General features: G+C 31.4%; 18 protein-coding genes. 17 read left to right on the top strand and 1 reads right to left on the bottom strand.

Annotated features, from left to right (window positions below):
- Positions 1-391 precede the first annotated feature (391 nt).
- The 7 genes from OC535_RS00090 (at position 392) to nrdG (ending at position 14,283) form a co-directional block, all read left to right on the top strand.
- Positions 392-6,196 carry a GH92 family glycosyl hydrolase gene (locus OC535_RS00090; protein ID WP_498822866.1) on the top strand — a complete coding sequence of 1,935 codons (5,805 nt, stop codon included), beginning with the start codon at positions 392-394 and terminating at the stop codon, positions 6,194-6,196.
- Between the two features lie 844 nt (positions 6,197-7,040).
- Positions 7,041-7,883 (top strand): fumarate hydratase, encoded by an 843-nt coding sequence (locus OC535_RS00085; protein WP_024721041.1) that lies wholly within the window; start codon positions 7,041-7,043, stop codon positions 7,881-7,883.
- Positions 7,880-8,434: a Fe-S-containing hydro-lyase gene (locus OC535_RS00080; protein ID WP_024721042.1), complete on the top strand. Its 555-nt coding sequence runs from the start codon at positions 7,880-7,882 to the stop codon at positions 8,432-8,434. The genes OC535_RS00085 and OC535_RS00080 overlap by 4 nt, the downstream gene beginning before the upstream one ends.
- An 18-nt stretch (positions 8,435-8,452) precedes the next feature.
- The gene (locus tag OC535_RS00075; protein ID WP_498822865.1) at positions 8,453-9,700 is read left to right on the top strand and encodes a M15 family metallopeptidase; all 1,248 of its coding nucleotides are present in this window, start codon (positions 8,453-8,455) and stop codon (positions 9,698-9,700) included.
- 40 nt (positions 9,701-9,740) lie between these two features.
- The gene (locus OC535_RS00070; RefSeq protein WP_498822864.1) at positions 9,741-11,372 is read left to right on the top strand and encodes a B12-binding domain-containing radical SAM protein; all 1,632 of its coding nucleotides are present in this window, start codon (positions 9,741-9,743) and stop codon (positions 11,370-11,372) included.
- Positions 11,373-11,467: 95 nt separating this feature from the next.
- On the top strand, positions 11,468-13,771 hold the full coding sequence (locus OC535_RS00065) for an anaerobic ribonucleoside triphosphate reductase (protein ID WP_024721045.1): 2,304 nt from the start codon (positions 11,468-11,470) through the stop codon (positions 13,769-13,771).
- The gene (gene nrdG / locus OC535_RS00060) at positions 13,771-14,283 is read left to right on the top strand and encodes an anaerobic ribonucleoside-triphosphate reductase activating protein (RefSeq protein WP_024721046.1); all 513 of its coding nucleotides are present in this window, start codon (positions 13,771-13,773) and stop codon (positions 14,281-14,283) included. The genes OC535_RS00065 and nrdG overlap by 1 nt, the downstream gene beginning before the upstream one ends.
- Positions 14,284-14,355: 72 nt before the next feature.
- Here the strand turns inward: nrdG and OC535_RS00055 are convergent, their stop codons facing one another.
- A complete protein-coding gene (locus OC535_RS00055; protein WP_498822863.1) occupies positions 14,356-16,104 on the bottom strand; it encodes a M24B family metallopeptidase in 1,749 nt (582 codons plus the stop codon).
- A 387-nt stretch (positions 16,105-16,491) separates the two neighbouring features.
- Here OC535_RS00055 and OC535_RS00050 point away from each other — a divergent pair, with 387 nt between their 5' ends.
- From OC535_RS00050 to OC535_RS00005, 10 genes are read left to right on the top strand one after another with little or no spacing between them, the layout of a single operon-like run.
- On the top strand, positions 16,492-16,800 hold the full coding sequence (locus tag OC535_RS00050) for a hypothetical protein (RefSeq protein WP_024721048.1): 309 nt from the start codon (positions 16,492-16,494) through the stop codon (positions 16,798-16,800).
- Between the two features lie 12 nt (positions 16,801-16,812).
- A complete protein-coding gene (locus tag OC535_RS00045; RefSeq protein ID WP_024721049.1) occupies positions 16,813-17,844 on the top strand; it encodes a V0D/AC39 family V-type ATPase subunit in 1,032 nt (343 codons plus the stop codon).
- A gap of 12 nt (positions 17,845-17,856) precedes the next feature.
- A complete protein-coding gene (locus OC535_RS00040; RefSeq protein WP_027089088.1) occupies positions 17,857-19,218 on the top strand; it encodes a V-type ATP synthase subunit I in 1,362 nt (453 codons plus the stop codon).
- A gap of 10 nt (positions 19,219-19,228) precedes the next feature.
- Positions 19,229-21,121 carry a V-type ATP synthase subunit I gene (locus tag OC535_RS00035; protein ID WP_227053103.1) on the top strand — a complete coding sequence of 631 codons (1,893 nt, stop codon included), beginning with the start codon at positions 19,229-19,231 and terminating at the stop codon, positions 21,119-21,121.
- A gap of 17 nt (positions 21,122-21,138) precedes the next feature.
- Positions 21,139-21,573 carry an ATP synthase subunit C-like protein gene (locus OC535_RS00030; protein WP_024721051.1) on the top strand — a complete coding sequence of 145 codons (435 nt, stop codon included), beginning with the start codon at positions 21,139-21,141 and terminating at the stop codon, positions 21,571-21,573.
- A gap of 19 nt (positions 21,574-21,592) precedes the next feature.
- Positions 21,593-21,901 (top strand): V-type ATP synthase subunit F, encoded by a 309-nt coding sequence (locus OC535_RS00025; protein ID WP_024721052.1) that lies wholly within the window; start codon positions 21,593-21,595, stop codon positions 21,899-21,901.
- Positions 21,902-21,913: 12 nt separating this feature from the next.
- A complete protein-coding gene (locus tag OC535_RS00020) occupies positions 21,914-22,510 on the top strand; it encodes a V-type ATP synthase subunit E family protein (RefSeq protein WP_027089090.1) in 597 nt (198 codons plus the stop codon).
- Between the two features lie 15 nt (positions 22,511-22,525).
- Positions 22,526-24,277 (top strand): V-type ATP synthase subunit A, encoded by a 1,752-nt coding sequence (locus OC535_RS00015; RefSeq protein WP_024721054.1) that lies wholly within the window; start codon positions 22,526-22,528, stop codon positions 24,275-24,277.
- Between the two features lie 13 nt (positions 24,278-24,290).
- Entirely contained in the window at positions 24,291-25,733 is a 1,443-nt protein-coding gene (locus OC535_RS00010; protein ID WP_024721055.1) for a V-type ATP synthase subunit B, read from the top strand.
- A 2-nt stretch (positions 25,734-25,735) separates the two neighbouring features.
- Positions 25,736-26,344, top strand: a complete 609-nt coding sequence (locus OC535_RS00005; RefSeq protein ID WP_027089092.1) for a V-type ATP synthase subunit D — start codon at positions 25,736-25,738, stop codon at positions 26,342-26,344.
- Positions 26,345-26,474 lie beyond the last annotated feature (130 nt).

Below are 26,474 nucleotides of genomic sequence, written 5' to 3'. Positions count from 1 at the left end.
ATATTAATATGATAACATATTTATTTTATCGATACATAAATATATTGATAACAATTTAAATACTGGTTACTTGTTATTAGTATATTTTATTGCATTAGGATCTAATTGTTAGATAATATTTTAAAATATACGACCAAACTATTTTAATTAGATATTCAAAAGTTGTTTGTTTAATAAAAAATATTTTTTATTGAATATGTAAACATGCTTACATATTTTGATTTTATATATAGCTTTTAATCGATATAAATTCAATATTTTTTTAATTCGTCTTTTTTATATAAAAATAGTAGGTTACAAAATTTGGAAAAAATAATTACGAAAGCTACAAATTGTAAGAAATTATGAATGATATTATACTAAAATTAGATAATAATTAAGGAGAGAGAATATGGAAAGAATGGAAAAGAGATTATTTAAGATTTTTATTAGTGCTGTATTGGGATATTCAACAATTATTACTAGTTTTCCAGGATTATATGCTCAGAGTCAAACTACTAATAGTGATGAAGAAATTACTTTATGGCAGGAAAGTTTTGAAGGTTCACAGGATGAGTTTATAAATTCATTAGTGGATGAAGACAAGGGAAGTAAAAATGTAAATCGAATTCAAGATGAAACAACACTTGAAGGTGATATTATGAGGTTTTTGGATTTGGGATCAATAGAAGCTTCAAAGCCACATAATTCAACCGAAATTGTTGATAATCTATTTGATGGAACGACGGTGTCAAAGTTTTTAACAAATGCAAATGTGCCTAGCTTAGATAATCCGATTTGGGTAAAATTTGCTTTAAGTCAGGGAATATCTATTAGTCGTTATCAGATAGCTAGTGCAAATGATTTTGAAAGTAGAGATCCAGCGTCATGGAAATTATATGGTTCAATAGATGGGATAACATATGATCTTATTGACGAGCAAAATGACATTATTTTTAATGATAGATATGAAAGAAAGACTTTCGATTTAGCTGGGGTTACAAATAAATATCAATATTATCGACTTGATATTACAAAAAATCGTGGAAATGGGGAAATGACCCAGTTTTCAGAAATTGTTTTAGGTAGTGATGAAGAATTTTTGGAAGAAAATGAACAAGAAGGTATGACGACAAAGATCGTTGGAGGTCCAATTTCAGCCTGGGTCGGAGCCCAGGGTGTAGGCTGGAGTGGTGATAAATCATTAGAAGTTAGTGGAATTCATTATGGAAAAGAACGTGGATATTCATATAATAAACTTTATGATTTAAGTAATCAAAATATTGTTGTCACAAAAGATACAAAGCTGGAATATATGATTTTTCCAGATTTGATTGATGAAGCTGATTATGATTATAACTATACTCAGATGCATATGGCAGTAGATATAAAATTCACAGATGGTACATATTTGAGTGATTTAAAGGCTTTAGATGATCACGAAAATGTACTTGCTCCAATGGAACAAGGTGATAGTCGAACTTTGGTAACTAGACAATGGAACCATGTAAGTGGAAATATTGGCAGTGTTGCTTTAGGTAAGAAAGTTGATAGTGTTTTAATTGGTTATGATAATGATAAAAATGATCAGTTCCCAGAAGATCGTGATTATCGAGCATTTCGTAGTTATTTAGATGATATACGTATTTATCAAGCAAGTGATCCTGTGTATGAGCATTTAGCTGATTATGTAAATATATTACGAGGAACTAATGATTCACCTGATTTCTCTCGGGGATTAAATGTTCCAGCTGTTACTTTACCACATAGCTTTAATTTTTGGGTACCGGCAAATACTCAGGTGAATGGTCGCGGATATGCAGAACAAAGAAAGATATATACTTATCAAGAAAATGATAATTATTTTAAACATATGACCGTTAGTCATGAAGCGAGCTATTGGGTTGGTGATCGTGGTACATGGCAATTTATGGTCAATACTTCGATTGATCCAAAAACGGGGACATTTGGAGTAGATGAAAGAAAAGTTCCTTTTTCACATGATAATGAAATTGCAAGAGCATATTATTATGGAATTACATTTGATGAAGGTTCTAATGCATCTAACACTAAGATGGAGCTTTCACCAACTGATCATGGGGCAGTAGTTAGATTTACGTTTCCGCAGGATGCTAAATATAAAAATGTAATTTTTGATTCTTTATATGGAAATAGTAACGAACCAAATACAGAAATTTTAGAATATGATGAAGAAACAAACAGTTTTAAAGCATTTACTAATGATACAAGTAATGGCATTGGAATGAAAGGAATGTATATTTATGGTACTTTTGATAAACCAATGACTTATTCTAGAGCTGTAGATGGAAAGCAGGGCGTGGCTTCTTTTGAAGATGATGTAGTAGAAATGAAAGTAGCAACATCTTTTATAAGTTTTGATCAAGCTAAACATAATTTAGAATTAGAAATAGCAAGTGATGATACATTTGATACGATTTATGATCGAGCATTAAAAACTTGGGATGATAAATTAGATGTTATTGAAGTTGAGGGTGGAACATTTGATCAAAAAGTATCATTATATTCTAATATGTATAGAATGTTTATGTATCCAAATTTATTAAGTGAAAATGTTGGAACGAACGAAGATCCAGAATGGCAATATTCAAGTCCATATGGTGGAAGTAATACTGAACCAGAAATCAAAGATGGTAAAATGTATTACAATAATGGATTTTGGGATACTTTTAGAGCAGCATGGCCAGCATATAATATTTTTTCAACAGATATGAGCAGTGAGCTAGTAAATGGTTTAGTACAACATTATAAAGATGTTGAATGGGTACCTAGATGGTCAGCACCTGGAGGTACATACTTTATGTCAGGTACTAGTAGTGATATTGTCTTTGCTGATGCAATGGAAAAAGGAATTGAATTTGACAAAGAAGATGCATTTAAATCAATGATTAAAAATGGTGCAGTTGTATCAAAAGATGATAATTATGGAAGAAAACAACTAACAACATCAATATTTAGAGGTTATACTTCAAAAGAACAAGATTGTGGTTTTTCATGGTCGATGGAAGGTTATATCAATGATTTTGGAATTGCTAAAATGGCAGAAGATCTAGGTTATGAAGATGAAGCGGCATATTATGCTAATCGTTCTTTAAATTACGTTAATTTATTTGATAAACAAGGTGATGATGTTGATGAAATGTGGTTTAAAGGTAAAGATGCTTCAGGTAACTGGTATGGACCAAGTCTTTATGGAAGCGATATTTTTGATCCGTTATATTGGGGTGAAAATTATGATGAGACAAATGCCTATAACATGGCGGTTACAGTTCAACATGATGGTCAGGGATTAGCTAATCTTTATGGAGGTCGTGATAAACTTGCTGAAAAATTAGATTCTATTTTTGAAACAAAAGGTGAAATAAACGGATGGGGCAGTGATATTAATGGTGTTGGTTATGGACATAAAGAGTTAAAAGAAGCTCGAGAAGTGAAAATGGGTCAATACCATCAATCAAATCAACCAGCAAATCATATTATTTATATGTATAACTATGCTGGACAACCTTGGAAAACTCAAAAATATATTCGTGATTCATTACAACGTTGTTTTATTGGAAGTGAAGTAGGTCAAGGAATGATTGGCGATGAAGATAATGGTGGAATGGGAGCATGGTATGTATTTAGTGCTCTAGGTTTCTATCCAGTAACTGTAGGTAGTGATGAATATGCGATTGGTTCGCCACTGTTTGATAAAACAACGATTCATTTAGATAATGGTAATGATATTACAATTCGCGCTAATGGTAATAGTAAAGAAAATGTTTATATTCAATCTATGACTTTAAATGGTGAAACTTATAATAAAAACTATTTACGTCACGAAGATTTGATGAATGGTGCGGATATTGTAATGGAAATGTCTAATACACCTTCTAAATGGGGAAGCGCTGAAGATAGTGTTCCAACATCAATTACTAAAGGAAATGAGGTAGCTGATCCTGAAGAAGATGTGACCTCAAAAGATGTGCATGTGACAGATAGAATTACTGGTGATGTATATTTAAATAGTGCAAGTGCTCAAAATATCGAAGATGTTAAAAATTTATTTGATAACACATCTGATACTAGTGCAAAATTAACAAAAGATGGTTCTGAACTGATTTACAGTTTTACTAAACCACAATACGTTGATATGATTACGCTTACTTCTGCAAAAGAAGGTAAAGCTCCTGATAGTTTTAAAGTATATGGTTCTAATGATGCAAATGAGTGGCAATTGATAGAAACGAGAAGTGATTTAGAATTTACCTGGTCACAATATACAAGACCATTCATCATTCATCAGGCTGATAAATATAAGCATTATAAAATAGAATTAACTGGTGGTGAAAATTTAGCTGAAATTGAGTTATTTTCACAATTAGAAGATTTAAATGAAGTAACTTTGGATGATTTAAAAGGACTAGTAGCACACAGTGAAAACGTTGATTTATCAAATAGTCATGAAGAAGTAGTCAAATTAATTCATCAAAGAATTGATGAAGCTAAGGAAGTAATAAATCAAGAAGGGGTTGAAGCAGAAAAAATGAGACAAGTTTATCAAGCTTTACAAAAAGCATTGCAAGCTATATCTTCAACTAGTTTAGCTTATGAAAAACAAGAAGCTGAAAATTATAATAGTCATTCTGGAATAGTTAATGATGGACCAAATATTGGAAGTTTAAATCCTGGTGATTGGGTTTGTTATTACGATATGATTTTTGAATCAAACGCTAACTTTTTTGAATTATATTATTCTGTTGAAGACTTCACTCAATGTGATAATCCTTTGATTGAGGTTCGTTTAGATAGTCGAGATAATGATCCAATCGTAACATTTGTACCACAAAAAACAGGAACTTGGAAAGATTATATATATGGTAGTACAATGTTTGATTCATCACAGAATATTCAAGGTGTTCATGATGTTTATTTAACATTTAGCGGTGATGTAAAAGCTGGTGAAAATGGTGGACTAGCAAGACAAAATGTAGCTAATATCGATTGGTTTAGCTTTAAAGAATTAATATCACTTGATGTAAAAGAAATGGAACACGGAAAAGTTTTAAATGAGGATCTGACAGTTGAATATGGAAAAGATTATACAATTAACTTTGTTCCTGATGAAGGTTATGTTTACGATCAGATCTTAATTGATGGTAAATCATTTGAAGGTAAAGTAGAAAATAATAGTTTTACTTTAGAAAATATTAAAAAGGCTCATGAAATCGTTATTACATTTAAATTAAAAGATGAACAACCAGTTAATAAAAGTGACTTGAAGATTGCTGTAGAATTAGCCAATAATATAACCGAAGAAGATTTAGAAAAAGTTGTTCCAGTAGTGGTAGCTGAATTTAAGATTGCTTTACAAGAAGCAAATAACGTTTTAGCAGATGAAGCAGCTAGTCAAGAAACAGTCGATTTAGCGTTTAGTCGTTTAGCCAATGCAATGCATATGCTGGAATTCTATAAAGGTGATAAAACAGAATTACAAAATTTGATCAATCAAATAGAAAAATTAGATGTAAATAATTATACAGTGGATTCTTGGATGGCATTAACAGAAGCATTACAAGAAGCTAAAGATGTAATTGATAATGAAAATGCTTTAGAAAGTGATGTTGAAGAGGCTTATAAAAATTTAAGTAATGCATTTACAAGTTTGCAATTACGAGTAGATAAAACAAGATTACAAAATTTTGTTGATAGTGTAGAAGATTTGGATAAAAACAAATATACAGATACATCATGGGCTCGATATGAATTAGTATTACAAAAAGCAAAAGATGTTTTAACAAAAGAAGATGCAACACAGTCAGAAGTAGACAGTGTATATAATGAAATCATTAAAGCATACTTGGATTTAAGACTAAAACCAAATAAAGATGCTTTAAATGAATTAATTAATAAAGCTAGTTTATTGAATAAAGCAAATTATAGTGAAGCATCATGGAAAGTAATGCAATCAGCATTAGAAGAAGCTAAAAATGTTTTAGCTGATCCAGAAGCAAATGAACAAGAAGTAAAAGCAGCTGTAGAAATATTAGAAGCAAGTATCGAAAAATTAGAAATGAAAACAAGTATAAAAAAAGAAGCTGTGAAAACTGGTGATACAACAAGCATGTTTAGTGCATTAGGATTGATGGCATCATTGAGTGCGGTTGCATATCTTTCAAAAAGAAGAAGAAAATAGTTTTTAAATTATTGGAGGGGTAGGTCTAAAATTTATAAATAAGTTAGACCAAACAAAAAGTACCATTTGATATCAAATGGTACTTTTTTGTCTTATAGAAAATAAGATTCTTTTTGAAAGAAAAATTTAATTATATGGATGTAGATACAGGTTAGATTTTTTGGGGTTATAAAATACATCTTAATTTTTAAATAAAGAAATATGTAAAATTTTAATTTAAGAAATCATGTTAGTAGAATATTACGATATGATGTTTCAATTAACTTAGGAAGGGGTTATCCTATATGTTGTTTTATTTAGATTAAGTTATTGTATTAGATAATAATTTGCTTTAAATATTTTTATTTTATAAATGAAAAATGACAAGCCGGGAAATTACTTGCCATTTTTCTTTATTAGTTATCAGGGAAAGGATACTAATAATTACATGATATCAAAGAAGGATATCTTTATGATTTTGTAGTCAATATTATATTGAAGGGAAAATCGAATATTTCTTTTGACTACATTGTTAGTATAGAATTAAAGAATGGTAATAATATATCAAAAATATCTTAAAATATGTGATAATAATTTTTAGTGATAGTAATGGTACTATTTTAAATTGTCGAAATTTAGTGTATAATACAGCTGATGGAGAGTAGCATCAGTTCGCTTGATATTAAAGAACGACTATTTTTTAAGAATTGTTTGGTATTCCTTCAGGTTATATTATAAGAAAACAATTCTGTAGTACTCGGGGTTGTTTTGATTAAGAAATTGTAATATTTAAAGAATGCAAAATGTAGAATTGATAATGAAATATGTTATTAAAAATTTTACTTTTTTTGTGAAAGGAAAAATTATGCGAGAAATAAAATGTATAGATATTATTGAAAAGGTTAAGCAGTTGTGTATTGAAGCAGCGTGTGATTTACCTGACGATGTTTTAAATGCACTTATTAATAAAAAAAATGAAGAAGATTATTCTTTGGCTAAAAAAACACTCGATGTTTTGATAGATAATGCTGATCTAGCCCGTGAAAATATGATGCCGATTTGTCAAGATACAGGGATGGCATTTGTTTATGTGACGATGGGCCAAGAGGTACATATTGATGGTGATTTAAAAGAAGCTATTAATGAAGGGGTTCGCCAAGGATATCAAGAAGGATATTTACGGAAATCGGTTGTTGACGATCCACTATTTGATCGTATCAATACTAAGGATAATACACCAGCGATTATTTATTTTGATATCGTAACAGGTGATGAATTTAAAATTGTTGTTGCTCCAAAAGGTTTTGGTTCAGAAAATATGTCACAGATAAAGATGTTAAAACCAAGTGATGGAGTACAAGGGGTTAAAGATTTTGTTTTAAAAGTCGTTAATGATGCGGGACCAAATGCTTGTCCGCCAATGGTAATTGGTGTTGGAATAGGAGGATCATTTGATAAAGTAACGTTGCTTTCAAAGCAGGCGATGATGCGTGAAATAGGGAGTCATCATCCCGATTCACGTTATGCTGATTTAGAAACAGAACTTTTAGAAATGATAAATGCGACAGGAATTGGACCAGCTGGATATGGTGGTAAGACAACAGCTTTATCACTTAATATTGAAACTCATCCAACACATATTGCAGGGATGCCGGTTGCTGTTAGTATTTGTTGTCATGTGGCACGTCATAAGGAGGCTAGTTTATGATAAAGTTAACAACACCACTTACAGTTGAAAAAATAAAACAATTGCATGCTGGTGATGAGGTGATGCTTAGCGGTATTGTTTATACTGGTCGCGATGCGGCTCATAAGCGATTAATGAGTCTAATCGAAGAAGGAAAAGAATTGCCATTTCCACTTATGGATCAAGTCATTTTTTATGTTGGACCTACTCCGAGTAAACCAGGAAAGGTCTTTGGTAGTGGGGGACCTACGACATCAGGAAGAATGGATGCTTATGCGCCAACATTGATCAAACTTGGTTTACGTTCAATGATTGGAAAAGGTTATCGTCTTCAAAGTGTTAAAGATGCAATTGTTGAAAATAATGGTGTTTATTTTGGAGCGATTGGTGGTGCTGGAGCACTAATGTCAAATTGTATCAAGAAATGTGAAATAATTGCATTTGATGATTTAGGTCCTGAAGCAATTCGGAGATTAGAAGTAGAAGATATGCCATTAGTAGTTATTATTGATAGTTATGGTAATGATCAGTACATTTTAGGTAGAAATGATTATTTAAATATGAGTAAATAAGTTAGGAGTAATGTTATAATGTTTAAAAAAAGAAGAGATTATTCATATTATAGTTCATATAACAGCGGTCATAGAAGTCGTTTAAAAGTAGGACGAGTTGCAATCGTTGCAGTGATTGCTGTAATTTTGATTGTAGGGGTAACAACTTTTTTAAATTTAAATCGAATTAAATTGTTAGTGAAAGGATATTCTTTTTCTCAAACAAGTGAAATTTTATCTTTACCAAAAGAAGATGAAGAAGAAATCATATCTCATGATAAGATGGATCATATCACTAATTGGATCAACGAGTCATCTAAAGTTACATTATATGATGAATACGAAAAGTATTTAGGAATGAATAAGAAGATGGAATATGCTGATGTAGTAGCATATGTTGATAACTTATTTGAAAGTCAGGTACCAAAGTTAAAAAGTATGGGCTATACTGAAAAATTGATTTGGAATTTAATCGATGAAGGAGCTCTACAAGACGATTTTCAATATTTGATCGATCATAAATACACAGCTAGTGATCTAGCACCATATCGTAAGGTAAAGGGTTATAAACTTCAAAATTTAGAAGCTTATATGAATGCATATAGTATCTATAATAATTATAATTATGCAGTTTGTATTACTAATTATCCATTTATTATTTCAAACAACGGGGAACCAGCAGATAAATATACAATTACTAATCCAGATAATTTATTAACATTAGTAAAGAAAGGATTTTATTTACCAGAAGATTATGAACCTGAATTAGTTGATCCAGAAATTCCAGTTGCGCCTGATTGTCAAAATTCAAAAATGACCAAAGAAACATCTGCAGCTTTAACGAAGATGTATGAGGCAGCTAAAAAAGAAGGACTCGAATTAGTCTTAAATAGTGCTTATCGTTCATATCAAACTCAAGTTGAGACAATGGCTGATTTTGTAAAACGCTACAATACCCAATATGCCAATGAATATGTTGCTCAGCCTGGAGCAAGTGAGCATCAAACAGGATTAGGAATTGATTTAACAGCCCAAAGTGTTGTTGAAGGTAAACGAATTACTTTTGGTGATACTGATGAATATAAATGGGTAATCAAAAACTGTTCTAAGTATGGATTTATCATTCGTTTTGAAGATGGAACTGACGGGATTACGGGAATTGCTCACGAACCTTGGCACTTACGATATGTTGGTGAAGATGTAGCAAAAGAAATCGTAGAAAAAGGCTGGACTTTTGAAGAATATTGTTTATATAATAATGTTATGCCAGAAGTGAAGAAACAATAATCTAGAGAATTTCTCTAGATTATTTTAATGAGGTAAATAAATGAAAATATTGATTACAACTTTAAACTCAAAATATATTCATAAGTCGCTGGCGTTACGGCTTTTATATGTAGCCACTAAAGATTATCATGATGTGGACTTTAAAGAATATACGATCAAAGAGGATCTTGAAAAAATCGTAGATGATATTATTTCTATGGAGATCCAGGTATTAGCTATCAGTGTCTATATTTGGAATGTTGATTTAATTAAAGAATTATGTGTTAAGTTGAAAAAAAGAAATAAGCATTTGATTATTGTTTTAGGTGGGCCTGAAGTTAGTTATGAAATAGATTATTTTTTAGATAATTTTGAAATAGATTATGTTATTAGTGGTGAAGGTGAAGTTGCTTTTAAACAATTATTGGATTGTTTAAAGAACCAGCAGGAAATTGCTGTACAAGGCATTAGTAGAAAAGATAAACGTGATTATCGACAAACGCACCCGGTTGATCTGCAATATTTACAGACACTTGATTCCCCCTATTTATTAACACGGGATTTGGCTGATATGTCAAAAAGAGTTTTATATTTTGAAACTAGTCGTGGCTGTCCGTATCAGTGTCAGTACTGTTTATCATCATTAGAAAAAGGATTACGCTTTTTTAGTCTCGATTATTTAAAAGAGCAGTTAGATTTATTGATGGCAACTGATGTAAAAATAATTAAGCTGTTAGACCGAAGTTTCAATGCTAAAACTGAGCATGCTCTTGCGATATTGGAACATATATTCAAACATTATCGTCCAGGAATACAATTCCAGTTTGAAATCAATGGTGATGTTTTGGATCAAAGAATTATTGATTATATTAATGAATATGCCCCAGATGGTCTGCTTAGGTTTGAAATAGGGATTCAATCGACTTATGAACCTACTAATGAAATAGTTAAAAGATATCAGAATTTTGAACGCTTAAGTGAAGTTATCAGACAGTTGCAAACTAATGATAAAATAGATTTTCATTTAGATTTAATTGCCGGTTTACCGCTGGAAAATTTAGAAAGATTTGCTAAATCATTTGATGATGTATTTAGCTTTTATCCTAAAGAATTACAACTCGGATTTTTGAAGCTTCTTCGTGGTACTAGTTTGCGAAAAGAAGCCAAAAAATATGGTTATGTATATGATGAAAATCCCCCTTATGAATTGCTTTACAGTAACGATCTATCAAAAGAGGATATTGTTAAAATCCATTTAGCAGAAGATATGTTAGAAAAATATTGGAATAGTGGTAAGATGAAGATCACGATGAATAAAGTGATGAGAAAAGCTGCTTCACCGTTTTATTTCTTTTTAGATCTGGGAAATTATTATCAGCTTCATCATTTTAAAAGAATCGGTTATCAAAATGATGAATTATTTAAATACTTAAATGAGTATTTAAAAGGTGAGTATTTAGATGAATTGATTGAAGATTATTTGCTTTTAACAAAAATCAAACCTAAAAGATGGTGGAAAACTACTCTTAATAAAGAAAGAAGTCGAATAATAATGCATAAATTAATTGAAAAATATAATTTAAATCAAGAAGATTTATTTAGATATAGTATTATTGAGGAACTTAGAGACTGTTATATAGTAGCGACATATAAAAACTATCAGCCAGTAATCAAAAAATACCCTAAGATATAATTTTTATCTTAGGGTTAAATCTTGCTAGTGATAGTGTATTTTAAATGATTTTTTGTTTCAGGTAAGTTATACTGAATATGCGTGGAGGAAAAAATATGATAGAAAATATAAGAAAAAGAGATGGCCGTTTAGTATCTTTTGAAACAGATAAAATAGCCGGAGCTATTTATAAGGCTTTTGAGGCTTGTGGTGGTAAATATGAATTAAAAACTGCAATTGATATTGCAAAAATGGTGGAAAATAAGTTAGAAAAAAAGAAAAGTGCGTTGCCAACTGTTGAACTTGTTCAAGATACGGTTGAAGAAGTGCTGATTGAACAAGGATATGTTCGCGTAGCTAAGGCGTATATTTTATATCGAGCTAATCGTACGCGAGAAAGAGATATGCGATCACGATTAATGAAAACGTTTGAAGAAATAACATTTGCCGATAGTAAAGATAGTGATTTAAAAAGAGAAAATGCTAATGTTAATGCTGATGCACCGATGGGAACGATGCTAAAATATGGGGCTGAAGCGGCAAAACAGTTTAATGAAATGTTTGTGTTAAACCCTAAACATGCGCGTGCTCATATTAATGGTGATATTCATATTCATGATATGGATTTTTTGACTTTGACAACAACTTGTTGTCAAATTGATATTGTTAAATTGTTTGAAAAAGGATTTTCTACAGGACATGGAGTTTTAAGGGAACCTAATAGCATTAGTGTTTATGCAGCTCTTGCTTGTATTGCAATCCAGTCAAATCAAAATGATCAACATGGCGGGCAAGCTATTCCTAATTTTGATTATGGGATGGCACCAGGAGTTAAAAAGTCTTATATAAAACATTTTTATGATAATCTTGCTAAAGCCATAACTTTGCTTGCAAAATTGGATGGTGATAAAATCGTTGTTTCTGTTAAGGAACAAATACAGTTACAGCCGACTTTAGATGTTGATCTAAAATTTAATCAAATGCTAAAAGAAATTTTAATTGCGAATAATATTGATGAATCGATACTTGATGAAATCATTGATTTTACAATTTCAAGTGCTTATAAAGAAACAGATAAAGAAACTTATCAGGCAATGGAAGCCTTTATTCATAATTTGAACACGATGCATTCAAGGGCTGGGGCGCAAGTACCATTTAGTTCCATAAATTATGGTATGGATACATCAAGTGAAGGTAGAATGGTAATGCGTAATATTTTATTAGCTACAGAAGCGGGCTTAGGGCATGGTGAAACACCGATCTTCCCAATTCAAATTTTTAGAGTTAAAGAAGGGATTAATTATAATGAAGGAGAGCCAAATTATGATTTGTTTAAATTAGCATGTAAAACCTCTGCAAAACGGTTATTTCCTAATTTTTCGTTTATTGATGCGCCTTTCAATCGACAATATTATAAAGGTACGCCAGAAACGGAAATTGCCTATATGGGATGTAGAACAAGAGTTATGGGAAATGTTTATGATAAAGAGAAAGAAATTAGTTTTGGGCGTGGTAATTTAAGCTTTACATCAATCAATTTACCAAGACTGGCAATTTATGCTAATGGCGATGTTAATAAATTTTTTGATAAATTAGATGAGATGTTAGAGTTGTGTATTCAACAGCTTCTAGAACGTTTTGAAATTCAATGCCGTCGTAAAGTTAGAAACTATCCTTTTTTAATGGGGCAAGGTGTTTGGCTAGATAGTGATAAATTGAAAGCGGATGATGAAGTTCGTGAAGTTTTAAAGCATGGGACATTGACGGTAGGTTTTATCGGGCTTGCTGAAACTTTAAAATCTTTAATTGGTGTTCACCATGGTGAAAGTGAGCAAGCTCAAGTTTTAGGACTGCAGATAGTTGGACATATGTCTAAAGCAATGGAAGCGGCGACAAAGAAATATAATTTGAACTTTAGTTTGATTGCAACACCAGCCGAAGGATTGTCAGGTCGTTTTGTGAGAATGGATAGAAAACTGTTTGGAAAATTAGAAGGAATTACAGACCGAGATTACTATACTAATAGTTTTCATATTCCGGTGTATTATCCTATTAGTGCTTTTAAGAAAATAAAATTAGAAGGACCATATCATGCTTTAACTAATGGTGGACATATAAGTTATGTAGAAATGGATGGTGATCCAACTAAAAATTTAGCGGCGTTTGAAAAAATAGTTAGAGCGATGCATGATAATGGAATTGGATATGGAGCAATAAACCATCCTGTAGATCGTGATCCTGTTTGTGGCTATAATGGAATTATTGATGATATTTGTCCGTTATGTGGAAGAAGTGAAGAAGAACATCATGGTTTTGAAAGAATTCGTCGTATTACCGGTTATTTAGTTGGAACTTTGGAACGATTTAATGATGGAAAAAAAGCTGAAGAACAAGAGCGCGTTAAACACGGTATTGAATAATGAAGATTCGTTTATTTGGAACTGTTGATGATTCAATCGTTGATGGGCCAGGACTTAGATATACAATTTTTACTCAGGGTTGTTTTCATAATTGCAGCGGTTGTCATAATCCTAAAAGTCATGATATAAATGGTGGCTATTTAAAAGATATTCAAGATATTTTATCAGAAATAACTGCTAATCCACTATTGGACGGAATAACTTTATCTGGTGGAGAACCGATGTTGCAGGTAAAGCCATTAATTGAGATATGTAAAGAGGTTAAAGCAATGGGATTAAATATCGTTGTTTATAGTGGTTTTACTTATGAAGAAATACTTAAAGATGCTAAAAAGAAAGAGCTATTACAGTTATGCGATATGTTGATCGATGGTAAATTTGAACAGGATAAAAAAAGTTTAGCTTTATTGTATAGAGGTTCAGCTAATCAGCGTTTGATCAATGTACAGGAGTCATTAAAACAAGGAAAAGTGATTGAATATCAAATCATTGATAATGAAGTTAAAATATAGGGGCAATATTATTACTTTTAATAATATTGCTTTTTTATAATAAAAGAAGCCAGTTATTTGGCTTCAAAATAATTAGTTTTTAATTAATAAGTTTGCTTGTAACCAGGTTCTTTCTTCATTAGATAGATATGGTGCAACATGATCAAAAACTAGCTGTTGATAGTCGTTGATTTGTTTAATTTCATGATCTGATAATAATTTAAGATCCAAACCATCTAAATCAAAAGGAACCATCGTAATTGGCTCAAATTTTAAAAATTGTCCATATTCATTGTTAGTGACTTCAACACATAATAATTCATTTTCGTGGCGAACGCCATGACTTCCTTCAATATAAATACCTGGTTCATCAGTAGTGATCATCCCTGGTTCAAAAGCACACATTGGTGCCCAGCCAGGACGATCATGCGGTCTAAATCCGTTTGGTCCTTCATGAACGTTTAGGTAATGACCAACGCCATGACCAGTTCCACAGCGATAATCTAAATTATATTCGTAAACAATTCCTCTAGCTAAAATATCTAAATTTGGGCCTGTTGTACCAGCTACAAAATGAGCAGCTTGTAAGCGCATCATAGCTTTTAAAGCAATCGTAAAATCACGTCTTTCCTGGTCACTGATAGGTCCTAAAACAAAAGTTCTTGTCGTATCGATCGTACCGTCTAAATATTGACCACCAGAGTCAATCAATAACATTCCTTCATTTGTTACTTTTGCACATTTACCAGGCTGAGCTTTATAATGCATTAAAGCAGCATTAGCTTTATAACCACAAATTGTATCAAAGCTTAAATCACGAAAATCATTTTGAACTTTTCTAAAAGCAGTTAATTTATCACTAATTGAAATTTCATCTAATTCGATTTTTCCAACATTTGTTTTTAGCCAGTACATAAATTTTGTCATGGCAACACCATCTTTAATATGCGCATTTTTAGTAGCTTTGATCTCGGTTTCGTTTTTTATAGCTTTAAAGCGCTGGGTTGGATTAATCATATTTTTAATTTCACAATTTAAATTACTGCAGATTTGATAATTAACGATTTGCTTATCTAATAATACTTTACCAGTTAATTTTTTAACATCTTCATAAATGTCATTATATGCTTTGATATTAATGCCATCTCTTTTTAAAATAGCTGCCATTTTAATATCAACAACATTGTTTTGAACATATAATATAGCATCATCTTTATTGATAAGGGCATAAGCTAAGACAACGGGATTACATTCAACATCATTACCGCGGATATTAAATAACCAGACGATATCATCGAGGCTCGTGATAATATGATGTTGGCAATCACCCATTGCTTCACGTAGACGCTGTAGTTTTGAAGCTCTTGATTCGCCGCAATATTTTTCATCATATAAGTAAGCTGGTTCTTGTGAAATATTAGGACGATCATGCCAAACTTCATCAACTAAATCGATATCAGTAATCAATTTGTTATTTAGGTGTTCAGCTTCTTGAGCAGACATCACGCGACCGTCAAAGCCTACCGTTTTATCGATGTTTTGATCAAGATATTCTTTAATAGTAGGGATACCTGGCATTGCCATTTTCATTAAAATGATACCACTGCCTTCTAATTGCTGTTTAGCTTGGATAAAATAACGACCATCAGTCCATAGACGAGCTTCGTTTGAGCTGATGACTAAAGTACCTGCAGAACCAGTAAATCCTGATAAGAATTTACGGCCATTAAAGTATTCACCGACATATTCGCTTTGGTGAAAATCACTAGTGGGAACGATATAAATATCAATTCCTTTTTCTTTCATTAAATTTTGTAATTTTTTTATATTTTCTTTTATCATCTTTACAACCTCACTAGTTATACTTTATCACAAGTAGTTGGGGCTCTCAATGGATATGAAGACTTTTATTTAAATTTATTTACAAAAGTAATGATGGTAAAAGCAGGGACAAAATTATAAATCTCTTGATAAAAGAGCTAGGTATTTTTGATTAGACAAAACTAAAGAATTGTCTAATGAATTTTTTTAGTTAAAAGTTATAATAAAACATGTTAAAAATGTATATTTGCTTATTTAAAATGTAAAGATAATATTAAGAAATCTCTTGTAACCCCTGATATGACTAGGGTTACAGCAGAAATGATAAAATTTTTAAAATGATAGATTATTATCATTGCATTTTTTTTAGATAGGAGTATACTTATCTCAAGCAAAGGGGGTTGTACTGTGGATGATGTAATTCAAAGATTAGTAGAAATAGACCGTAAGTGTGTTGAGCGCGTTGAACTTGCAAAAGCAAAGAAATTAGATGCGCAAACAAACATGAATGAGAAAAGAAAAGAGATATATGAAGGTTTTGTTGCAGAGCAAAACAAAAAGATTGAGGAACATAAGACAGAATTAATGAATAAGAATCAAGAAGATGCTAAACAGCTTGATCAAGATTATAAAGATACGTTAGCAAATTTAGAGAATCTTTATAATCAAAACAAAGACAAATGGATAGATGAAATTGTTAAAAGATGTTTAAAGTAAGAAGGTGAAGGAATGGCTTTATCGTCAAATGCACTATGTGCTAAGGCAAAAGCGATGTATGGTTATCGAATCGGTGAAGAAGGTTATAGTGATTTATGCCGGAAACAAACACTTGGTGAAATGGTAACGTATTTAAAATCGCAAACAAAGTATAATGGTGTTTTACAAGATATTAATGTTAGAAATGTTCATCGCCGTCAATTAGAAGCTTCTTTAAATAAAGAGTATTTTGAACGGTGTGCTAGATTAATGAAGTATGCACCAAAAAAGAATCAAGATTTTTATAATCAGGAAGTTGTAGGAATTGAGGTTCAATTAATTGTTGATAAGGTTGTCAGTATTAAGGAAAAGGATCAGGCGAGTTTTTCCTTAGAGATACCGGATTATTTAGCGGGTAAAATGAGTTTTAATATTTATGGTTTGATCAATGTTGATAATTATAAGGATTTAGTAGTTTATTTAAGAGGTACCAGGTATTATAAAATTTTAGCTAATTTTGATTTTACTGCTCCGATTGATATCAATGCATTAGAAAGACAGTTAAAATCTTTGTATTATAATACTTATGTAGATGCTATTAAAAGTAATTTTAAGGGTAAGGAGCAAAAAGAACTATTAGATGTTTTATCAACATCGATTGAGTTAGCTAACATTACTAAAATTTATCGATTTAAAAAATATTTTAAAGAATCGAATGAAACAATCAGAAATTCATTATGTTTAGAACATTGTAGAATGTCTAAAACAATGTTAGATTCATTGATTGAAGCACGGAGTGCTAAAGAATTGTTGGAACTGCTGGCTAATTCAAAATATAAGTTATATCTTGGAGATAAGGAGTATGCTTATATTGAATACTATGTAGAGGAGATTAAGTATAATATTGCAAAACGATATATGCGCTTTTCTGGTGATGCACCACTAGTTTATTTAACTTATTCAATCTTACAAAAGGTTGAAATCGATAATTTGAAACATATTATTGAAGGGATTAGATATAAAAGAGATGCATCAAGTATTGAAGAGATGCTGATCTTTGCATAGGAGGGATTATTAATGGCTATTATAAAAACACATTTCTTTAATATTTCTTTTGAACATAAAGATTTAATGAAAGTGTTGATCAAAATGAGTGAGCATCAAGATGAAATGTTTCCACAAGATTCTAAAAAGATAGCGAATAATGTTAAAGGGGTGTCAATTATGGATGAAGTCAATCCTTATAATGAACCACTTGATAACATTTATCATATATTAAGTCGTTTAAATCTTAATAGTGATATTCAAGATAAAGAATTTAAGGAAATTAATTTGTATAATGTAAATAAATTAATTGATGATATTAATAGTCAAATTGATAATATTGTTAATATCAAAGAAGGAATCATTAAAGAAAAAGATGAAAATGATGAGGCTGTTATATTATTAAGAAATCTTGAAGAATCGAAAATAAGTGTAGATGATGTTCAAAATACAAAATATATTACTTGCCGCTTTGGGAAAATTCCTGTAGGTGAGTTTACTAAGATTCAATATTATCGAGATTATGAATTTGTTTTTAAAGAATTAAATCGCTCAAAACAATATGTATGGATCGTTTATGCGGGACTTACTAATAACATTTCAGAAATTGATAATGCATTTTCTTCAATGTCATTTGAACTTATTAATTTACCTGATTTTGCACATGGTAAAATTCATGATGCAATCAATGAATTAGTTGAAGAAGCAGCAGCAATGGAAGAATATATAAAAAGAATGGATACAAAATTAGAAGAAGTAAAAAATAAGTATCAAAAAGAATTATTAGAAGTATTTACTAGATTATATAATTTGAAACGATTATATGATAAATGTCGTTATGTTGTTGATTTTTCACAAAAAGCATCAGTTTATACTTTCAGCAGTCTTGATTTAAAAGAAGTTGAAACTAAATTTAATGATATCGACAGCATTAAAATAATTGAATTACCAGTTGATATTTATGAAAAAAGAAATATTATTGCTCCAGTTATTGTAAAGAATAATACGTTGTTTCAACCATTTGAAAATGTTTTAAGTGTTACCCTTGGAGATGTTTTCGATCCAACAGCGTTAGTTGCGATACTTACGATGATAATTAGTGCTGTATGTGTTGGAGATATTGGTGTTGGTATTTTATTGTTAGTATTAGGATTATTAGTAAATATTAAGAAAACTAATAATTTTGGTGGCATGTTAAAGCGAATCGGAGCTGCAATTTTAGTTGGCGGATTATTTTATGGAACATTGTTTTATCAAATTGAGTTATATAAACCGCTTTTCAATTTACCAATGCATATAATTCATACATTTTTATTTGGATTTGGTATTTGGATCATTACAATGATTATTTTGATAATTGCAAAAAAAGTTACACGGAAGTCGATAAGGATATAGGAGGGATATAATGGCAATTTCAAGATTAAACTTAGTCAGTATTAATTTTGATAAGTATTGTTACAATGAAGTTTTATTAAAACTTTTTAACCATGATGATTTTCATCCTGAGTTAGCCTCTAAGTTTATTGATAGTGTAACAGGGCTTAGTGTTTATAATCAAGATAATCTTTATGAAGAAATCTTGGTACGTTTAAATGATGCCTCTAACAAATATCATTTTAAACTTGAAGAAATACCAGTTGAAAGTAATCAAATAAATGTATTAGGGGTTAAAGAATATTTAGATGATTTGTTACTTGATGTTGAACGTATTGATGCGGTAAAAGTCCAACTTGATCAAATGGTGATCGAGAATCAAGAAGCAATCATTCAGTTACAGCATGTTGCGGATATCGATGTTGATTTTGATGATTTGTTTAGCTGTAAATATCTTCAAGTAAGGTTTGGTAAGATTCCAGCAAACAATGTTGCAAAATTAGATTATTATGAATCACTACCGTTTGTATTTAAACCGTTTCATAATGATAGTCAATTTGTTTGGTGTATGTATATCACAACACCTGGAGATGCACCGGAAGTTGACAATATTTTTTCGTCACTGTATTTTGAAAGAATTCATATTCCTACGTTTGTTCATGGTTCACCAGAACTAGCGATCAGCGAAATTCAAGAAGAGGCAAATGTAGCTATTGAACATAGTAAGAAGCTGGAAATGCGCATTAATAAGATGTTTGCAAATAATCAGGATAAACTAAATGAAATTTATACGATTGCTAAACACTTAAATGACGTATATATCATGCAAAAATACGTAGTTGTTATTGGTGATAAACTTACTGTAAATGGTTTTGTTCCAACTAAAAATACAAAGAAATTTAAAGAAGATTTTGAAAGTATTGAAGCAGTAACTGTTGATGTAAAACCAGCTAATAGCGATGTTAGGTTGTCACCGCCAACATTACTTAAAAGTAATTGGTTTTCTCGACCATTTCGAATGTTTGTCGAAATGTATGGTGTACCGAAGTATAGCGATGCGGACCCAACGTTACTAGTTTCGTTGTCGTATACTTTATTATTTGGAATCATGTTTGGTGATGTCGGGCAGGGAATCATTCTTTCCCTAGTTGGATTAATTGCTTATAAAAAGTTTGGTTTGCAATTAGGTGCAGTAGGAATTCGTTTAGGAATTTCGAGTACTTTATTCGGGATTGTTTTTGGATCGGTTTTTGGAAATGAAGAAATTTTAATTCCGATGTTTAATGCTATGTCACCAGATAACACAATGACATTATTGATAGCAGCAATCTGCTTAGGAATTATTTTAATTATTATTTCAATGTCATTTAATGTTGTTTTGAATTTGAAAAAGAAGAATATTGGTGAAGCTGTTTTAAGCCAAAATGGAGTGTGTGGATTAGTATTCTATGTTTCTATTTTAGGTTTAGTGTTGAATATATTTTTAGGATTAGGTTTTGTTAATATGATTTATGTAATTATATTAATTATTATTCCGTTATTATTTATATTCCTAAAAGAACCGCTAATTAGAAAATTTGAAGAACATGAAGCAATGTTTCCAAATGGATTTGGGGCTTTCTTTGTAGAAGGGTTCTTTGAATTGTTTGAAGTAGTTTTATCTTTTATCACTAACACAATGTCATTTTTAAGGGTTGGTGGATTTGTTTTGTCACATGCCGGGATGATGTTGGTTGTATATACTCTAGCCGAAATGGTTGGAGGCGTTGGTGAATTAGCCGTTATTATATTTGGTAACGTTTTTGTAATGTGCTTGGAAGGATTGATTGTAGGAATTCAAGTTTTACGTTTAGAGTTTTACGAAATGTTTAGCCGATATTATGAAGGAAACGGTATCCCATTTAAAACTATTAAAGAGGATTAAAAATCGAGGAGGAAATTATTATGACAGTTTTAGAATTTATTTTACCAGCATTAGTAGTTATTTTATTATCATTACCTTTAATTAAAGTATTTACAGGAAAAGTAAGTGTAAAAAGTGCAAAAATTAGATTAGCATCACATGTTGCTGGTTTTGCTGGCGCTGTATGTTTAGCTTTATATTTAGCAGCAATTACTAACGGGGTATATGCAGAAGAAGCAGCAGTTATTACAGGAACGATTGCTCAAGGTTTAGGATTTGTTGCCGCTGCTTTAGCTACAGGTTTATCTGCATTAGGAGCTGGGATTGCGGTAGCTGCTGCAGCACCTGCAGCAATTGGAGCATTCTCTGAAAATGAAAAGAACTTTGGTAAGTCATTGATTTTTGTAGCCTTAGGTGAAGGGGTTGCAATCTACGGGTTATTGATCTCAATTTTGATTATCAACAAAATCTAATCGAAAGAATGTGATTATTGTGCGATTTTATTGTATAAGTGATAATGTCGATACTCAGATTGGACTTAGGCTAGTAGGAATCGAAGGACAGGTAGTTCATAAAAGAAGAGAGTTTCTAGAACTATTGGAAACAAAATTAAAAGATGATTCAATTGGAATCATCTTGATTACTACTAATCTGATTGAACTTGCTCCTGATATTATTTCAGAAATTAAATTAAAACAACAAAAACCGTTGCTTGTAGAAATTCCTGATCGTCATGGTGAATCAAAGATTGGTGAGACTATTGATAAATATGTTTCTGAAGCAATTGGTGTGAAGTTATAGAGAGGGAATGCTATGGAAAAGAAAGAACAAGTATTTCTTTATATGAAAGAAGAGATTGAAAGGCTAGCTAATCTAGAAGAAGAAAAGATTTTGGCTGAAGCTAAAGAACTTGAAGAAGAGGCTTATAATCAAATTAAAGCTGAAGCTAAAAAAGATGCTGAGGCATTATTAGCTAAAGAACTAGTAGAGATTTCTTCTAGTGCTAGTGTCGAGGCTTCTTTATCTCAAGAGGAAAAAACTAAAAAATTAGTTGTTAAAAGAGATGAGTATGTAGCAAATATTTTTAAAGAAGCTAAAGAAAAATTAGTTGCATTTGTAGCTAGTAAGGATTATCAAAAGTATCTTATTGAGCATATCGAAAAGATTGGTAAATTATATCAAATGGAAGATTCAACTCTTGAACTTAGAGAAGAAGATATGAGATATAAAGATGAATTAGTAAAAGCTTATGGTGTGGATTTGGAAGTTGAAGTAAGCGATAAAATTAAGATAGGTGGTTTTATTATTGAAAATAAAGCTACTAATGTCGTTGTTGACGAATCATTAGACTCTGCTTTAGAAAACCAAAAAGACTGGTTTTATAAAACATCAGGATTAATGATTAAATAGACAGGGGGTTAACATATGAAAAATGATGTAATTTATTCAATTAATGGGCCCGTTGTAAAAGTAAAAGATACAGTTTCTTTTTCAATGTTAGAAATGGTATATGTAGGTAATGATTCATTAATGGGGGAAGTAATTTCTGTTTCTAAAGAATTTACTACTATTCAGGTATATGAAACTACTACTGGTCTTAAACCTGGTGAACCAGTTGTTTCAACCGGATCACCAATTTGCGCAACGTTAGGTCCTGGGATCTTAAGAAATATTTTCGATGGAATCGAACGTCCTTTAAAAGCTCTTGAAAAAGAATCTGGAGCATTTATTAGAGCAGGAAGTAATGTTGATTCTTTGGATGTAAATAAAAAATGGGATGTAACAATGACAGTTAAAGCTGGTGACCAAGTTAAAGGTGGCGATATCTACGCAACAACTCCAGAAACTGATTTAATTGTTCATAAATGTATGGTTAGCCCGTTGATTAGTGGTAAAGTTATTGAAGTGGCTAAAGATGGTCAATATACGATCAATGATGTAATTATGAAAATTGAAGATGAAAATGGAAAAATCATTGAATGTACATTATGTCAAAAATGGCCAATCAAACAAGCTCGCCCAGTAACAAAAAGATTACCGATAGGAATTCCTTTAGTAACAGGACAACGAGTTATTGATACGTTATTCCCAATTGCTAAAGGGGGTACCGCAGCTATCCCAGGTGGTTTTGGAACTGGTAAAACAATGACGCAGCATCAAATTGCAAAATGGTGTGATGCCGATATTATTGTTTATGTAGGATGTGGAGAACGTGGTAACGAGATGACACAAGTTCTTGAAGAATTTAGTGAATTGATCGACCCTAAAAGCGGTAAACCACTTACTGATAGAACAGTGCTGATTGCTAATACTTCAAACATGCCGGTAGCAGCTCGTGAAGCCAGTATTTATACAGGAATCACTTTAGCTGAGTATTATCGTGATATGGGATATCATGTTGCTATCATGGCGGATTCAACTTCACGTTGGGCTGAAGCACTTCGTGAAATTTCGGGACGTCTTGAAGAAATGCCAGCTGAAGAAGGTTTTCCAGCATATCTGCCATCACGTTTATCACAATTCTATGAACGCGCTGGTTACATGGAAACATTGAATGGAAAAGAAGGATCAGTATCGATCATTGGTGCAGTTTCACCTCAAGGGGCCGATTTTTCAGAACCAGTTACTCAAAATACTAAACGATTCGTTCGTTGTTTCTGGGCTCTTGATAAAGCATTAGCTTATGCTCGTCACTATTTTGCAATCAACTGGACGCAAAGTTATAGTGATTATGTTTATGATCTAGAAAAATGGTATAGTAAAAATGTTGGTCCAAAATTTGTAAGTGATCGTCAGGAAATTGCTTATATCTTAGCTGAAGAAGCGAAGTTAAATGAAATTGTTCAATTGATGGGACCAGATGTGTTACCAGAAGATCAAAAATTAATTATTGAAGTTGCTAAGGTAGTTAGAGTAGGATATCTACAACAAAATGCTTTCCATAAAGATGATACTTATGTTCCAATGGAAAAACAATTGAAAATGATGGAAGTAATTTTATACTTAAATAAGCGTTGTAAAGAAGCTGTTAGTCAAGGTAAGGTTGTCAGACGAATCGTCGATACAGGTATCTTTGATCAAGTTATTAAGATGAAATATGATATTCCTAATGATAATATCGATAAATTAGATACTTACTATCAGGATATTGATGAAGCAATTAAATCAGTAGCGTAGGAGGAAAATGATTATGTCACTACAATATGTAGGATTAAATGAAATTAATGGACCATTAGTTGTTTTAGACCACGTTAAAGGTGCTTCATACGATGAGATGGTTGAAATACAATTAAAAGATGGAACAACTCGAGCTGGTCGAATTGTTCAAATTGAAGGTGAAAAAGTTGTTATTCAAGTATTTGAAGGAACGAACGGCTTATCACTTGAAAATACTAAAACAAAATTATTAGGTAAACCAATGGAGTTACCAGTTTCAAAAGAAATTTTAGGACGAATTTTTTCTGGAGCTGGTCGTCCAATCGATGGTTTAGGTGAAGTTTATGCTGAAGCTGAGATGGATATTAATGGATTACCATTAAATCCCGTATCACGTGTTTATCCACGTAACTATATCAATACAGGAATATCTTCAATCGATTGTTTAGCCACTTTGATTCGTGGTCAAAAATTACCGATTTTCTCAGTGTCTGGGTTACCTCATGATCGTTTAGCAGTTCAAATCGTTAAACAGGCAAAAATTGCTGATGAATCTGGAAAAGGATTTGCTGTTGTTTTTGCGGCTATGGGGGTTACTAATGATGTTGCTGAATACTTTAAACGCAGTTTTAAAGAAGCTGGAGTTATGGAAAGAGTAGTAATGTTCTTGAATCTATCAAATGATCCAATTATCGAACGTATCTTAACGCCGCGTTGTGCTTTAACTGCTGCTGAATATTTAGCGTTTAAACAGGATATGCATGTGCTAGTAATTTATAGTGATGTTACTTCTTATTGTGAAGCTTTACGTGAATTCTCTTCTAGTAAAGGTGAAATTCCAGGACGTAAAGGATACCCAGGATATTTATATTCCGATTTGGCTTCATTATATGAAAGAGCAGGAATCATTAAAGATGCTAAAGGATCAGTAACTCAAATTCCGATCTTAACAATGCCGAATAATGATATTACTCACCCTGTTCCCGATTTAACAGGTTATATTACTGAAGGACAGATTACCTTGGATGTTGATCTAAATTCAGCAGGTATTTATCCTCCAGTTGGAGTTTTACCATCACTTAGTCGTTTGATGAAAGATGGTATTGGTGAAGGGTATACCCGATCTGATCATCAAGATATCGCAAACCAGTTATTTGCGTGCTATGCCCATGTTCAGGATGTACGTTCTTTGACATCGGTTATTGGTGAAGATGAATTATCAGACATAGATAAAAAATACATTAGTTTTGGTCGTTTATTTGAAGAATATTTTATTAATCAAGGATTTAATGCTAACCGTAGTATTGAAGAGACATTGGATCTAGGTTGGGATTTAGTATCCGTTCTACCTCGTGAGGCATTAGATCGTTTGGATAATGCGTTGTTAGATCAATACTATAATCATGAAAAAGCATTAGAACGTTTTAATATTAAAGAAAAGAAGATTATTAAAGAATTACAAGAAGCAGGTGATTAGTTATGGCTTTGAAAGTAGTTCCGACTAAGGGTAATTTAATTGCAATGAAAAAATCATTGCAGCTTGCAAACTTAGGATATAATCTAATGGATAAAAAACGTAATGTTTTAATTAAGGAAATGATGACTTTATTGGATGATGTTAAAATTATTCGTGATCAAATTACTTCATCATATCAAGAAGCTTATGATGCTTTGCAGGAAGCTAATATTTCAATGGGATTAATTACGGATATTGTCAATAGTACACCAGAAGATTATGGGATTTCGATTGCATATCGTAGTGTTATGGGGGTAGAAATTCCTAAGATTTCATATGATAAACAGCCTTTAAAGATGGCTTATGATATTGAACGTTCTAATTCAAAGGTAGATTATGCATATAATTGCTTCTACAATGTAAAACAATTAACTGTTTTATTAGCTGAAGTAGAAAATAGTGTTTATCGTTTGGCGAATACTATTCGTAAAACCCAAAAACGTGCTAATGCTTTAAAGAATATTTCAATTCCACGTTTTGAATCAACAATTAAAGTTATTACAGAAGCATTAGAAGAAAAAGATCGAGAAGAATTTACACGTCAAAAAGTTATTAAGGAAATGAAAAAATAAGAATATATCAATTTAAGTTATAAATAAAAGATGGTTTGATTAATAATAATTAAACCATCTTTTATTTTTGATAATACTATTATTGAAATTAAATTATTAAGAAAGATTTTATTTTTGAATAAATTTTATG

It is taken from the genome of Clostridium sp. Marseille-Q5894 (genome assembly GCF_946902305.1).
Classification (GTDB): Bacteria; Bacillota_I; Bacilli_A; order Erysipelotrichales; family Coprobacillaceae; genus Thomasclavelia.
This window is presented reverse-complemented; position numbering and strand designations above follow the sequence as displayed.